Here is a 13,513-nt window from a genome sequence, read left to right as displayed (position 1 = left end):
GGCATTATTTTTATTCAATTACCGCAAAGAATAAATTTTATTCCCACTCAATGGTAGCCGGCGGCTTACCGCTGATGTCATACACCACGCGGGAGATACCGTTAACTTCATTGATGATGCGGTTGGACACGCGGCCGAGGAAATCGTACGGCAGGTGCGCCCAGTGTGCGGTCATAAAGTCGATAGTTTCAACTGCGCGCAAGGAAACCACCCAGTCGTACTTACGGCCATCGCCCATGACGCCGACGGAACGCACCGGCAGGAATACGGTGAACGCCTGGCTCACTTTGTTGTACAGGTCAGCTTTGTGCAGCTCTTCAATGAAGATGGCATCCGCGCGACGCAGCAGGTCACAGTACTCTTTCTTCACTTCGCCCAGCACGCGCACGCCGAGACCCGGGCCCGGGAACGGGTGACGATACAGCATGTCGTACGGCAGGCCCAGCTCGAGGCCAATCTTACGCACTTCATCTTTGAACAGCTCGCGCAGCGGTTCAACGAGGCCCATCTTCATCTCTTTCGGCAGGCCGCCCACGTTGTGGTGAGATTTGATAACGTGCGCTTTGCCGGTTGCGGAAGCCGCAGACTCGATCACGTCAGGGTAGATAGTCCCCTGCGCCAGCCATTTCACGTCTTCCAGCTTCAGCGCTTCTTCGTCAAACACTTCAACAAACACGCGGCCGATGATTTTACGCTTCGCTTCCGGATCGTTTTCGCCCGCCAGCGCAGCCAGGAAACGCGCCTCGCCTTCGACGTGAACGATGTTCAGACCGAAACGATCGCCGAACATATCCATAACCTGCTGAGCTTCATTAAGACGCAGCAGACCGTTATCCACGAAGACGCAGGTCAGGTTTTTGCCGATAGCGCGATGCAGCAGCATTGCGGTAACAGACGAGTCCACGCCGCCGGAGAGGCCGAGAATGACTTTATCGTCGCCCACTTGCTGACGAATACGTTCGATGGCGTCGTCGATAATTTTGGCCGGGGTCCACAGCGCTTCACACTGGCAAATCTCGCGTACAAAACGCTCCAGCATGCGCAGGCCCTGACGGGTGTGGGTCACTTCCGGGTGGAACTGCACGCCGTAGAAGCGCTTCTCTTCGTTGGCCATAATGGCGAACGGGCAGGTTTCGGTGCTGGCAACGGTAACGAAGTCAGACGGGATGGCGGTGACTTTGTCGCCGTGGCTCATCCAGACGTCCAGCATAGCGTTGCCGTCCGCGCTCAGCGCATCTTCAATGCCGTGGATCAGCGCGCTATCGGTCTGAACTTCAACCTGCGCGTAGCCAAATTCACGCTCATTAGAGGCTTCAACGTGGCCGCCCAGCTGCATCGCCATGGTCTGCATACCGTAGCAGATGCCAAAGACCGGCACGCCAGCTTCGAAGACATACTGCGGCGCGCGCGGGCTGTTATCTTCGGTAGTGCTTTCCGGGCCGCCGGAAAGAATGATGCCGTTAGGATTGAACTCACGAATTTGAGCTTCAGTCACGTCCCATGCCCACAGTTCGCAGTAGACACCCAATTCACGAACGCGACGCGCAACCAGCTGGGTGTACTGAGAACCGAAGTCCAGGATAAGAATACGATGTTTATGAATGTTATCCGTCATTGACGATAATTCCGAGGCAAGTGATACAGGTTAAATAAATCGCCCGGCGCGTGGCCGGGCGATGAAAATCAGGAGCCCATGCGGTAGTTCGGGGATTCCTTGGTAATGGTCACGTCGTGAACGTGACTCTCCTGGATACCCGCGCCGCTGATGCGCACGAATTCCGCTTTGGTCCGCAGGGTGTCGATGGTACCACAACCGGTCAGGCCCATACAGGAGCGCAGTCCGCCCATCTGCTGGTGAATAATCTCTTTCAGACGGCCTTTATAGGCGACGCGACCTTCGATACCTTCCGGTACCAGTTTGTCGGCGGCGTTATCGGTCTGGAAGTAGCGATCGGAGGAGCCTTTAGACATCGCGCCAAGGGAACCCATACCGCGGTAAGATTTGTAAGAACGCCCCTGGTAGAGTTCGATTTCGCCCGGAGACTCTTCGGTACCCGCCAGCATCGAACCGACCATGACAGCGGCTGCGCCTGCGGCAATCGCTTTCGCGATATCGCCGGAGAAACGAATACCGCCGTCAGCGATAACCGGAATACCGGTGCCTTCCAGCGCTTCAACCGCGTCAGAAACGGCGGTGATCTGCGGAACGCCCACGCCGGTCACGATACGCGTCGTACAGATGGAGCCTGGACCGATACCCACTTTCACCGCGCTGCAGCCGGCTTCCGCCAGCGCACGTGCGCCCGCGCCGGTCGCCACGTTGCCGCCGATGATTTGCAGGTCAGGATATTTTGCGCGGGTATCGCGAATACGCTGCAATACGCCCTCAGAGTGACCGTGAGAAGAGTCGATCAGCAGAATATCGACGCCCGCGGCAACCAGCGCATCAACGCGCTCTTCGTTACCCGCGCCCGCGCCAACCGCTGCGCCAACGCGCAGGCGACCCTGCTCATCTTTACAGGCGTTCGGTTTACGTTCCGCTTTCTGGAAATCTTTAACGGTGATCATGCCGAGAAGATGGAAGCTGTCATCCACAACCAGGGCTTTCTCAACGCGTTTTTCATGCATTTTGGCAAAGACCACTTCGCGGCTTTCACCTTCGCGAACGGTAACCAGACGCTCTTTCGGCGTCATATATACGCTAACCGGCTGGTTCAGGTCGGTGACGAAACGCACATCGCGGCCGGTAATGATGCCGACCAGCTCATTGTCTTCGGTCACAACCGGATAGCCAGCAAAACCGTTACGTTCAGTCAGCTCTTTAACTTCGCGCAGAGTCGTAGTCGGCAGAACGGTCTGCGGGTCGGTAACCACGCCGGACTCATGCTTCTTCACGCGCTTAACTTCTTCCGCCTGACGCTCGATAGACATGTTTTTATGAATAAAACCGATGCCGCCTTCCTGTGCCAGGGCAATCGCCAGACGCGCTTCCGTCACGGTATCCATTGCTGCGGAGAGCATAGGAATATTCAGGCGAATGGTTTTCGTCAACTGGGTGCTGAGATCGGCGGTGTTTGGCAGAACGGTTGAATGAGCGGGAACGAGGAGGACGTCGTCAAACGTCAGAGCTTCTTTAGCGATACGTAGCATGGGCAATATCTCGACCAGGGTGGATAAATATTGCCGTGGCATTATACAGAGCGTAACCGATTGCATCTACCCTTTTTTGCAAATAATACTTGCGATCCCCTCTCAGCAGGTTACTATCGACTGAATAACCTGCTGATTTAGAATTTGATCTTGCTCACATGTTGCCATCTCAATCCCCCTCAATTTACACGGTTAGCCGCCTCAATCAGTCGGTCCGGCTGCTGCTGGAACGTGAAATGGGCCAGGTATGGATCAGCGGCGAGATTTCCAATTTCAGCCAGCCCTCTTCCGGTCACTGGTACTTTACCTTAAAAGACGATAACGCCCAGGTGCGCTGCGCAATGTTTCGCAACAGCAACCGCCGGGTGACCTTCCGTCCGCAGCACGGGCAGCAGGTGCTGGTTCGCGCCAACATCACCCTTTACGAGCCGCGCGGCGATTATCAGATTATCGTGGAGAGCTTGCAGCCTGCGGGCGAAGGACTGCTTCAGCAGAAGTATGAACAGCTGAAGGCCGCCCTGGCGGCGGAAGGCTTGTTCGATCAGCAGCATAAAAAAGCGCTTCCCTCCCCTGCGCACTGCGTAGGCGTCATTACCTCTAAAACCGGCGCCGCGCTGCATGATATTTTACAGGTGCTCAAGCGTCGCGACCCTTCCCTGCCGGTGATTATTTATCCGACCGCCGTTCAGGGCGAAGACGCACCGGGGCAGATTGTTCGCGCGATTGAACTGGCCAACGCGCGCCGCGAATGCGACGTACTTATCGTCGGACGCGGCGGCGGTTCGCTGGAAGATTTATGGAGTTTTAACGACGAGCGGGTGGCGCGGGCGATATTTACCAGTCCGATTCCCATCGTCAGCGCCGTGGGCCATGAAACTGACGTCACTATTGCCGATTTCGTCGCCGACCTGCGCGCGCCAACGCCTTCCGCGGCGGCAGAAATGGTCAGCCGTAACCAGCTGGAGCTGCTGCGCCAGCTCCAGTCAGGACAGCAGCGTCTTGAGATGGCGATGGACTACTTCCTTGCCAACCGCCATCGTCGCTTTACCCAGATATTTCACCGCCTGCAGCAGCAGCATCCTCAGCTGCGCCTTGCTCGCCAGCAAACGGAGCTGGAAAGGTTGCGTCAGCGCATGCGTTTCGCTCTTGAGACGCAGATGAAGCGCGCCGATCAGCGCCAGCAGCGCGCTACGCAGCGTCTGAATCAGCAAAATCCGCAGCCGCGTATTCACCGCGCCCAGAGCCGTATTCAACAGCTGGAATATCGCCTGGCGGAAAATATCCGCAGCCGCCTCGGCGAGCAGCGCGAGCGCTTCGGCAATATGGTCACGCATCTGGAGGCTGTCAGCCCGCTGGCGACGCTCGCCCGCGGCTATAGCGTGACTTCCGCCAGCGACGGCAAAGTGCTGAAGCAGACCAAACAGGTACGCGAGGGAGACCTTCTCACTACCCGCCTGAACGATGGCTGGGTGGAGAGCGAAGTGAAAAACATCACGCCGGCGAAGAAAACGCGCTCCCGTAAAAAAGCCTGATTATTCTGCCTTTTCAACCGGGGATAACTATACTGCTCTCATGCCCTTTTTAAACGGTTCTATCCGGCTAAGGAGCGTGATATGCCTGTTGCTTATCCTCGTTATGTGATTCCGCCCTATATTTTACGCCGCATTGTCGACCATGGCTCGCTTCAGCAGCAGCGCTGCGCGCAGAATACCCTCAGCCATGTTCAGTCCCTGATGGCGCATGTTCCCGGACGCCCCGCTGCGCCCCATGTCACCACGCCGGGCCAGCTTGAGCGCGACATTTACGATGCCGGGCAAACCCAGGAACTACCGGGAACGCAGGTCCGTTTTGAGGGGCAGCCCTCCAACGGTGATGTGGCCGTTGATGAAGCCTATGACTATCTCGGCATCACCCATGAGTTTTTCTGGAAGAGCTACCAGCGCGATTCTCTGGATAACCGCGGGCTAAAGCTCACCGGCAGCGTCCACTATGGCCACGAATATCAAAATGCGTTCTGGAACGGCCAGCAAATGGTATTTGGCGACGGTGATGGCGAGATTTTTAATCGCTTTACTATCGCCATTGACGTCGTCGCGCACGAGCTAAGCCATGGCGTGACGGAGAGCGAAGCCGGTCTTATCTACTTCGAACAATCTGGCGCGCTTAACGAATCACTCTCGGACGTCTTTGGCTCGCTGGTCAAACAATATCAGCGCCAGCAAACGGCGGACAAGGCGGACTGGCTAATAGGTGAGGGACTGCTCGCGAAAGGCATTCACGGCAAAGGTCTGCGCTCGATGTCTCAGCCCGGCTCCGCTTACGATGACCCCATCCTTGGCAAAGATCCGCAGCCCGCTCACATGAAAGATTTTGTGCATACCCAGCAGGATAACGGCGGCGTACATATCAATTCCGGCATTCCTAATCACGCCTTTTATCTCGCCGCCCGCGCGATCGGCGGTTTTGCGTGGCAAAAAGCGGGCCACGCCTGGTATGACGCAGTGTGTGATAACTCTCTGGCAAAAGACGCTGATTTTTCAACCTTTGCCAGGCTCACGGTTCGCCATGGCGAAAAACGTTTTGGCAAAGAGATCGCTGATGCCATCACTCAAGCCTGGGGGCGCGTCGGAGTGGTGCTATGAATCTTGCCGATCTTAGCGATGATGCGATTATTGAGCTGGCTCGCGAGGGGGGCGTCGCCTGGATCCCGGCGCTCAGTGGAATGCGTAAGATTGTGGTTGCGAAGCTCAACGAGCAACAGAAGCAGCGGATCGCTTCAATTCTTCAACAATCGCTACCGCTGGGCAAGCCGCCGGGGCAGCCCGACTCGCCGGGCAGCGGCGACCAGCGTTTTTTTCGCATTCAGATCATCAGCGAGCAGCACTACCACAGCCTGATTATTCTCATCCCGGAGGAGCGTGCGCCAGAATCACTGGTTGAACTCTGGCGCGACGGTGAAAGCTGCGTCAGCGATAAAAATTAAACCGGCACAAACTCGACGCGTTTTTTTGAAATCAGCCCGTGGCCATTCTGACAAAAATAATCTACCGCGCCGCAGGCTTTTAATACTTCCAGCGGCTTGTGGCAGTCCGGGCAGCGGGCTTCAACAACATACTCTTTCGCGCAATGCGCGCAGTGGGCGCTATTGCCCTGCACAGCAAGCTGCGCATGGCACACGGGGCAATCAAATTCCATGGTGACTCCTGACGACGGGTATGTGGCTTTATTTTATCACGGTTGCACAATCTGTGGCTGCTGCCAGCCACTGAACTCCAGCAGACTATTCGCTCCCAGGCGGATCGCCGCGTTTATTTTACTCACCCTGCATACTGAACCGGGACTGAGCAAAAGCGTCGTACACCTGCTTATCGGTGAACGGCGGGAAGGTGGCCCGTTTAGCGGCATCAATCAGCGCAGCGCAATATTTTTTATTACCTTCACTCGTTGTGATGCTATTCAGTTTCCCCTCATAGCTGAAACTCACATGGATCGTGCATTTTTTCCCCGTCCAGCCGTAGCGATTGGATAATCGGGAATCAATAGACTCTTTTATCGATCTCGCCTGCCTGCCATATTCATCATCATCGCTGAATCGTCCAGAGCTACAGCTCCCAAGCGCTGAGGTTTTATGACAGTCAGCAGGATGAAACGGCGTACAGCTGCTGGTTAATATGACCAAAGCGAACATCACGATTGTTTTTTTCATATCCCTGTTCCCGACGTTTATTTCGATTGTCCCTTCGTTATTTCACGTGCATTCATCTTAGCGAAAAGGGACGCCACCGCTTCGAATACTGCCGGGCTGATTTGGCGCTGGCACCTCAACGGAACACGGCCCCGGCGTGAAATGAATGGTAATGATGTTATTGCTGGAAGGCTTCCCTTTAACGTATCGCCATTTTCCCATTGCGGCCCTGACTTCATTATCAAACATTCCGGAGGGATCGGAGCTTAATAACTGAATGTTAGTCACCCGCCCATTCTCGTCAACGTCAAATTGCGCTTTAACCTGACCCGGTATCCTTTTTTTGCGGCTTTCGCGGGATAAGCAGGCTTAACGCGCGGTTCAACAGGTTGTGATTCAGCGGTACAGGCTATGGGAAAAAGAAACAGCATCAGGAGAGTTAAGAAGCTTTTCATTCTGACCTCATTGTCACAAAAATATTTATCCTCCCTGGTTTTTCTCACATTTATAACGCAGCCTCAAGCGAGTTTATTATTCTGCGCATGATCGGTGGCCGATAATAAAAAAGCCCGACGGATGCGGGCTTTCTATTTTTAATGCTGACGGATAGCTTATTTGCCTTTCTTGATGTGAAAGAAAATAAAACCCATAAACACATTGATTTATATATGTATTTGTAATTTTTGTTTTTCTTTGTGTACACCCTTGTGTACATCATTTTGGAAGGTGCTCCATCCTATAAGCATAAATCGCCCGAAAAAAAATTCTTATTCCCACCGCAGAAAACTGCTCCTCTGGTAACAGTCCCATCCAGCCAACCAGAGAGAAAGAGGCTCCCTCTCCTATAGATATAGTGTTCTAGCGTTTCGGGTTGGTTTTTTCTTTCCCTCTGTAAATTGCATCAAAATCTGGCTCCTCATCTTCCAATATCTCTTCTTCGAAAGAGTGATGACGGCTATGCAGTGGATGGTTGAAATTGAACCATGTTGTTCTTGGACGGCCGTCCAGTCTTCGTACAAAAGCTATACCGTGATCTTTTAGTATCTGGCACTGCTTTGAAGGGAATTGCGCACCTGTGATTTCTAGCATTTCCTCATCGGTGATTAGCGTCATACATGGATCGCGTTTATCCACTTGAACTCCCCGTTAAATATGTACCTGTTACTTTCCTGTTCGGGCTGCGGGCAATCCCTGCATTGACCCCCATCAGAGTGCATCCGGGCAAAAAAAACTGATTAAACATAATCAATTTCTGGAGACTGTTATGAATGAAATCAAATCAGAAGTTTACTCATGGGCTGCTGAGACCAGCCAGGAGCATGTTGCTATTGAGATCTGTAAGGCGTGGTTTGTCAGTGGAGAATGTTCAGAGTACATAAAACTCTACCCAATGGATGATGCTTACGGCCAGGCTGACTGGCGGGCCATAAATAACAACCGGCAAAAACTGTTCCGGTGGTTTGATGGGCAGTCTGCCAGAGCAGTCGCAAGAACAAGGTTACTTCGAAACGCTATTTTGACGGCATTACCTGCTGAACGAAGGGCCAGAGTTTCCGGGGATAAAACTACTTACCTGCTGATTATCCTGACCAAAGAAGTTTCCAGAATTATCACTGCGGCTTTATTGCAAGAGCGTGACATGTCACAACAGATTAATTCCCTGCGTAAAGTGCTCGATAGCCTTGAAAGCAGCTTAAATGGCGTTGACAAAACGCGCGCGCGCGCGAGTACAAAGAGGGCTGAAACACGTCAACTCCCATAGAAATTATTTTTCTTTTTTGATGGTTCGAGAGAAAAAATGCGGGTATTTCGACGCGGAGTGTATTCGCTATGCGGTGTCCACATGTTTTTGCGTGTTTGCGTAACGCCGGGATGTGTAGTTATGAATGAACTTTCGCGACAGGATTTGAGTCGGCAGGTCTTCCTTCCGTCTTTGCTTAATGTGGCACCACAAAGAGATAAGAGCATCACCAGCAAAGTAACGAGGTTCGGCTCCTTGCTTCCAGCCAATTACCGCTGTTTTTGATACATCCAGTTCTTTCGCAATATCACTGAGTGTCAGGCCCTCTCGTGAAATGTCCTCGATTATACGGAACCAGTCATAACGATAAGACACGACAACAGGCATATCATTGCACCTCACGTTAGGGGAAAATGATTCTATAAAATTGTATTATACAGTTAATTAATTCCCCTTTATTGGTTATTTGGAGGTCATGGAATGTTTCATGATTTGAGTGTTTCGCGGTTATCGTCTTTGGTGTTCGCCGAAGGCATGAATGTTAATGGTCGTGAAAATAATCAGAAGGATGGTCAGAAATGAGAATCCCTACAGGTAACTTTGGAAACGTCCTACCTCAGGCGCAGCCCACCCGAGTCGATGTTGGTAATACCGGTGCTGTCGGGGACGCTGTAGCCCAGCTAGGGAGAGTGGGACTTGGTGTCGCTGAGGATATCCAGCAACGGCAGGAGCAGGATAACCAGAACGCATTGCAGGCGCTAAGTACCGCTGGTGGGGCTCAGGTTAATAAACTGCTGTATGACCCGGAAACCGGCATGATAGCAACCCGTAAAGGGATTAACGCCGTTGGTGCGACCAACGACACGCTGAAAGAATGGGACGCCTGGAGAGATAAGCAACTCTCGTTACTTCCACCAGCAGCCCGCCAGCGCGGTAAAATCCTCCTGACGGCCCAACGAGTACAGATGGAGCGAACCAGCTTTGTATACGAGCAGGGAGAGCGAGAGCGCGCGTTGCAGGAAACGTACAACGCATCGAATAACGCCAGCGTTCAGAGAGAAAGTCTGTTTTACGGTGACAAGATCAGTACCCAGCTTGAGGCCGGTTCCCGCAATCAGGGTATTGATGAGTACGGTAAAGCGCAGGGATGGCCCGAAGAAAAAATAGCGTTCGAGAAAACGCTGTGGCAGCAGAAAGCCGCTTCTGGTGCATTTGATCTGTTCGTCAGCCAGCAGAAACAATCCATGATGGGGCCGGGTGGCGCTCTCCCGACTACAGGTACACCAGACCTTAGCCAGCTGGCATCGGCCAATATGTACGTTGAAAGCCGGGGACAGCAGTTCCGCGCCGATGGCTCGCCTCTGGTTTCCGGTGCCGGTGCTGTCGGCATCGCGCAGGTGATGGAGAAAACTGGCCCGGAAGCCGCAAAATATGCCGGGGTGGAATGGAGCCGCGAGCGCTGGCTTAACGACCCACAGTATAACCTGCAGATCGGTTACGCGTATTTCGAGCATCTGGGAAGCAAATACAGCAACAACCCAGTACTTACGGTTGCGGCCTATAATGCCGGGCCGGGAATGGTTGATGACTGGATTAACGGCACCAATAAGACAGGTAAGAACGAAAGCCTGACGAAAATTGGCGATCCGCGAAAAGGCGAGATATCCGATGCCGGGTTTACATCCGCTATTCCGCTGAAAGAAACCCGCGAACATGTACAGAAAGTTTTGGGTGCAGCCGCCAGCATTCCACCGGGCGCGACAATTGGTTCCATATCCCGGATGCCGTTCTGGAATAAAATGTCACCGCAGGATCAGAGCAGCGCCATTGATAAGATGTCAGCGCTGTACGACATGCGGGCATCCGCCGGCCGCGTCGCCCTGCAAAGCAAAATGCAGGATGATCTTGCGCTTCTGGAAGCGGGCAAAAACGTTTCCCCGATAACGCCGGAAGCGTGGGCCTCCACCCTGCCCGTACAGGCGACACCGGCAGAGCGCATGCAGCTGGAGCAAACCTACCGCCATTATCAGCAGGCAATGAGCCTTAAGCCAGTCTATCAGTCCATCGTACAGGGAACGCCCCAGCAGGGGCTGGCCGCAGTGCAGGCATTGCAGCCACAAGAATCCGCCCCTGATTTTAAATACCAGCAGGAGCTGTACGCCACTGCACAGGCTAAGCTGACTCAGGTACTGAAAGCCCGCGAAGCGGATCCCGGCGGCTGGCTTGTGCAAAATGACGAAACGACCCAAAAAGCATTCTCAGCCTATTCAGCTAACCCTGAGCTACTGGGTGATTATGTGAAAAATGTCATAATCCAAAAACAACGCTTTGGCATTAAAAGCGATGCAGTTTTACCCAAAGCGCAGGCGGAGGCTTTATCTCAGGCTCTGTTGCAGTCAACACCGGAAAACCAGTCAAGACTATTGGACACCATTCATAAAGGTACCGGCGGTGGCGCGCCTTACATGGCCACGCTCAAGCAAATAGCGATAAATGCTCCCTCTGCGGCGGTCGCTGGCATCCTGATGGATAAGCCTTCGTCGTTAATTGCTCAGGAAAACTGGATCAATCCTGATATCACGATTTCACCTTCGCAAGCGTCAAAAACTATTCTCGCGGGTTCTGCTGCACGAAAAGGGACTAAAGATGCAAAAGGGATGACGATGCCTAAAGAAAACGACATGCGCCTTGAGTTCTCCAGTGCTGTGCAGAATGCATTCGCCGGTGATGCTCAGGGAGCCGCAATGGCATATGAGGTGGCAAAGGATTACTACGCGGGAATAATGGCCCAGAAGGGGGATTACTCCGGTGTTCTGGATGATGATGTCTGGAAGCAGGCCGTTAATGTGTCAACTGGCGGTGTTCATGACTATAACGGCATGGGGTATGTTCTGCTGCCGTGGGGTATGTCGCCAGAGCAGTTTGATAAACAGGTCGATCAGGCGTGGCAAACACAGGTCACTGGTGCGGGAATCAAAGCACCGCCAGGGCAGTATGGCCTGCAAAGTTACGGTGACAGCCAGTATCTGGTTAAGCTCGGTGCAGGATATCTGCTTAAATCTGATGGCTCTCCGGTAATACTGGATCTGACTCAGCAGCGTCAGCGCTTTATCGAGGGCATACCGCAATGAGTTATTTCGGATTAAATCAGTCGAATCAAAACCAACTGTCAGAAACAGCGGCATCCAGCCCCATTGGTTTAAAAAGGGATGTCGGTTTTTTCGATAATGCTGTGGGTGCCGGTGTATCAGGTTTGTATTCGGGCCTTGTGGCCAAACCGGATCAGTTACTTTGGGCGGGGATGGATAAAGTTGTTTCCCCTCTGTCCCGGTTTATTAATGAAAATACACCCGTACGGGATTCTTCTGAAGAATACATTGCCGAGCAGAGAAGGCTGGCAACACAGCAGGTTAAGCGTCTGACTCCCGATGCCGGTACAACCGGAACCGCGGGTCAGATTCTGTTTGGTCTATTTGATATGGGTGGTCAGGCTGTCGCCGGTACCGCCATCGGGGGCCCGCTGGGCGGTGCGGCGGCTGTTACCTCGCTTCAGGGCTTTTCTGAGTTTGAGCGTCTGAGGTCGGAAGGCGTGGATTTATCAACGGCTCAGGATGTCGCGTTGATTCACGGTATAACGACCGGCGCCGGTACGCTGATCCCCATGAGTATCGGTCTGCGTGCTGGTGGCGCGCTGGCGGAAGGTGTTGGCGCGCAGATATCCAGAACGAGCGAGAATGCGTTACTCAATGCCGGTGCTGCCGTAGCGCGTGCTGCACCTGACGTAGCGTATGCTGCGGGTTCTAACCTTGCATTTGGTATGGCGCTACGCGGAATGACGGCAGAAACCCTGCGCAACTCCGGTTACGATGATATGGCCGGTCAGTACGATGTTTTTGATCGCCAGGCGATGGCGATTGATGCAGTGCTCGGCGTTGCGTTCGGCGGTCTTGGCCGCTTTGTTAACTCCCGTGGCGAGAATGTCCGTGCGCCGGAGTTTTCCCCGTCTGATGTCGATGCGGCGCTGGCGGCTAATGCAGCCCACCATGCAGAAATTGATATTGCTCCCGGAATACCGGTCAATGTTCTGTCACGGGATGCGCATGCTCAGGCATTACAGCAGGCAATGCGCAATGTCAGCGAAGGAAATCCCGTCGATGTGGCCAGCATTGTCGACCCGGCAGCATTCAGCGAAGTACCCGGGCGCCGCAGCCTGATTGCGCAGTCTCTGGATGAAGTGCTTTTCAATGCGGAGGAAGGAACCGCCGCGCGTGCGGCAGATACGCGCCGGCTTGAAGAACAGGCCGCGCAGTTGCTATCTCGCGGCGAACGTCAGGTTTACCAGTCTGAAGTGGCTAACAGCCAGCGCCTCATCGATAACCTGACTGAGCAGCGCAATCAGATCCTATCCGAGGAACCTGCGGGGAATGGCAAAGCGCTGGCACGTGCGAGAGCCGACAAGCAGGGTCGCCTGCGAGACCTCGACCAGAGAATTAGAGAGGCGCAGAGGCGTCTTGAGTTTTCGCGTAATACGCTGGCGCCCCATGAGCCCGGCGGACAATTCTATGAGGCGCGCGCTGAACTTTCCCGCAGACGGCAGGCAGAAAGCGATCTGAATGCGCAGGCGCTCTCATATTACAAAACGGCCGAAGTGCGTAGCGCTGATGAAGCTGCGCCACCCGATACCGCTACTCATGTCCGTAATAGCGACCAACAGCGCACACAGAGCGAAAGCGAAACGGGCGACATTGATGTGAAAGCCGCAGAGGAATCACTGACCACCGCCCCCGACATGATGATCACCACGCTGGACGATGAAGGTAATCCTCAGTCTCGCCCTGCTCGTGAATTGCTTGACGAGGCGAATCGTGAAAATGAACAGGCTATACAGGATTCCAGCCTTTTTGATGTCGCAGTCGCATGTTTCTTAAGGGGATAAT

The 13,513-nt window shown here is 53.7% G+C and carries 13 protein-coding genes; 6 read left to right on the top strand and 7 right to left on the bottom strand.

Annotation, left to right across the window (positions count from 1 at the left end):
* Nucleotides 1-37: 37 nt before the first annotated feature.
* Both guaA and guaB read right to left on the bottom strand, forming a co-directional pair.
* On the bottom strand, nucleotides 38-1,615 hold the full coding sequence (guaA, locus tag IAE27_RS19695) for a glutamine-hydrolyzing GMP synthase (RefSeq protein ID WP_004104468.1): 1,578 nt from the start codon (nucleotides 1,613-1,615) through the stop codon (nucleotides 38-40).
* A gap of 68 nt (nucleotides 1,616-1,683) precedes the next feature.
* Nucleotides 1,684-3,150 (bottom strand): IMP dehydrogenase, encoded by a 1,467-nt coding sequence (guaB, locus tag IAE27_RS19690; protein ID WP_014230355.1) that lies wholly within the window; start codon nucleotides 3,148-3,150, stop codon nucleotides 1,684-1,686.
* A 158-nt stretch (nucleotides 3,151-3,308) separates the two neighbouring features.
* Between guaB and xseA the strand changes: the two genes are divergently transcribed.
* The 3 genes from xseA to IAE27_RS19675 all read left to right on the top strand — a co-directional run bounded on the left by xseA (nucleotide 3,309) and on the right by IAE27_RS19675 (nucleotide 6,133).
* On the top strand, nucleotides 3,309-4,682 hold the full coding sequence (gene xseA / locus IAE27_RS19685; protein WP_154022945.1) for an exodeoxyribonuclease VII large subunit: 1,374 nt from the start codon (nucleotides 3,309-3,311) through the stop codon (nucleotides 4,680-4,682).
* Nucleotides 4,683-4,763: 81 nt separating this feature from the next.
* A complete protein-coding gene (locus IAE27_RS19680; protein WP_004104471.1) occupies nucleotides 4,764-5,792 on the top strand; it encodes a M4 family metallopeptidase in 1,029 nt (342 codons plus the stop codon).
* Nucleotides 5,789-6,133: a protealysin inhibitor emfourin gene (locus IAE27_RS19675; RefSeq protein ID WP_200092804.1), complete on the top strand. Its 345-nt coding sequence runs from the start codon at nucleotides 5,789-5,791 to the stop codon at nucleotides 6,131-6,133. Before IAE27_RS19680 ends, IAE27_RS19675 begins: the two co-directional genes overlap by 4 nt.
* Here the strand turns inward: IAE27_RS19675 and IAE27_RS19670 are convergent.
* The 4 genes from IAE27_RS19670 to IAE27_RS19655 form a co-directional block, all read right to left on the bottom strand.
* A complete protein-coding gene (locus tag IAE27_RS19670) occupies nucleotides 6,130-6,345 on the bottom strand; it encodes a zinc ribbon domain-containing protein (protein WP_004104473.1) in 216 nt (71 codons plus the stop codon). The two genes, IAE27_RS19675 and IAE27_RS19670, sit on opposite strands and share 4 nt — an antisense overlap.
* Nucleotides 6,346-6,463: 118 nt before the next feature.
* On the bottom strand, nucleotides 6,464-6,856 hold the full coding sequence (locus tag IAE27_RS19665; RefSeq protein WP_004104474.1) for a cell envelope integrity TolA C-terminal domain-containing protein: 393 nt from the start codon (nucleotides 6,854-6,856) through the stop codon (nucleotides 6,464-6,466).
* 57 nt (nucleotides 6,857-6,913) lie between these two features.
* Nucleotides 6,914-7,171, bottom strand: coding sequence for a TonB family protein (locus tag IAE27_RS19660; protein ID WP_224358757.1), 258 nt, complete (start codon nucleotides 7,169-7,171; stop codon nucleotides 6,914-6,916).
* A gap of 522 nt (nucleotides 7,172-7,693) precedes the next feature.
* A complete protein-coding gene (locus IAE27_RS19655; RefSeq protein ID WP_224359986.1) occupies nucleotides 7,694-7,969 on the bottom strand; it encodes a DUF4224 domain-containing protein in 276 nt (91 codons plus the stop codon).
* Between the two features lie 130 nt (nucleotides 7,970-8,099).
* Between IAE27_RS19655 and IAE27_RS19650 the strand changes: the two genes are divergently transcribed.
* On the top strand, nucleotides 8,100-8,597 hold the full coding sequence (locus tag IAE27_RS19650) for a toxin YdaT family protein (RefSeq protein ID WP_049099592.1): 498 nt from the start codon (nucleotides 8,100-8,102) through the stop codon (nucleotides 8,595-8,597).
* Between the two features lie 66 nt (nucleotides 8,598-8,663).
* Here IAE27_RS19650 and IAE27_RS19645 read toward each other — a convergent pair whose 3' ends face one another.
* Nucleotides 8,664-8,963: a hypothetical protein gene (locus tag IAE27_RS19645; RefSeq protein WP_117040499.1), complete on the bottom strand. Its 300-nt coding sequence runs from the start codon at nucleotides 8,961-8,963 to the stop codon at nucleotides 8,664-8,666.
* A gap of 191 nt (nucleotides 8,964-9,154) precedes the next feature.
* On the opposite strand from IAE27_RS19645, the gene IAE27_RS19640 reads away from it, so the two are divergent.
* Nucleotides 9,155-11,707, top strand: coding sequence for a transglycosylase SLT domain-containing protein (locus IAE27_RS19640; RefSeq protein WP_227685283.1), 2,553 nt, complete (start codon nucleotides 9,155-9,157; stop codon nucleotides 11,705-11,707).
* Nucleotides 11,704-13,512 carry a hypothetical protein gene (locus IAE27_RS19635; protein WP_200092802.1) on the top strand — a complete coding sequence of 603 codons (1,809 nt, stop codon included), beginning with the start codon at nucleotides 11,704-11,706 and terminating at the stop codon, nucleotides 13,510-13,512. The genes IAE27_RS19640 and IAE27_RS19635 overlap by 4 nt, the downstream gene beginning before the upstream one ends.
* Nucleotide 13,513: the final 1 nt, after the last annotated feature.

Origin of the sequence: Klebsiella sp. S69, assembly GCF_016516145.1 — a bacterium.
GTDB lineage: Bacteria > Pseudomonadota > Gammaproteobacteria > Enterobacterales > Enterobacteriaceae > Klebsiella > Klebsiella oxytoca.
Note: the sequence above shows the minus strand (reverse complement) of the source record. Positions and strands in the feature narration are given on the sequence as shown.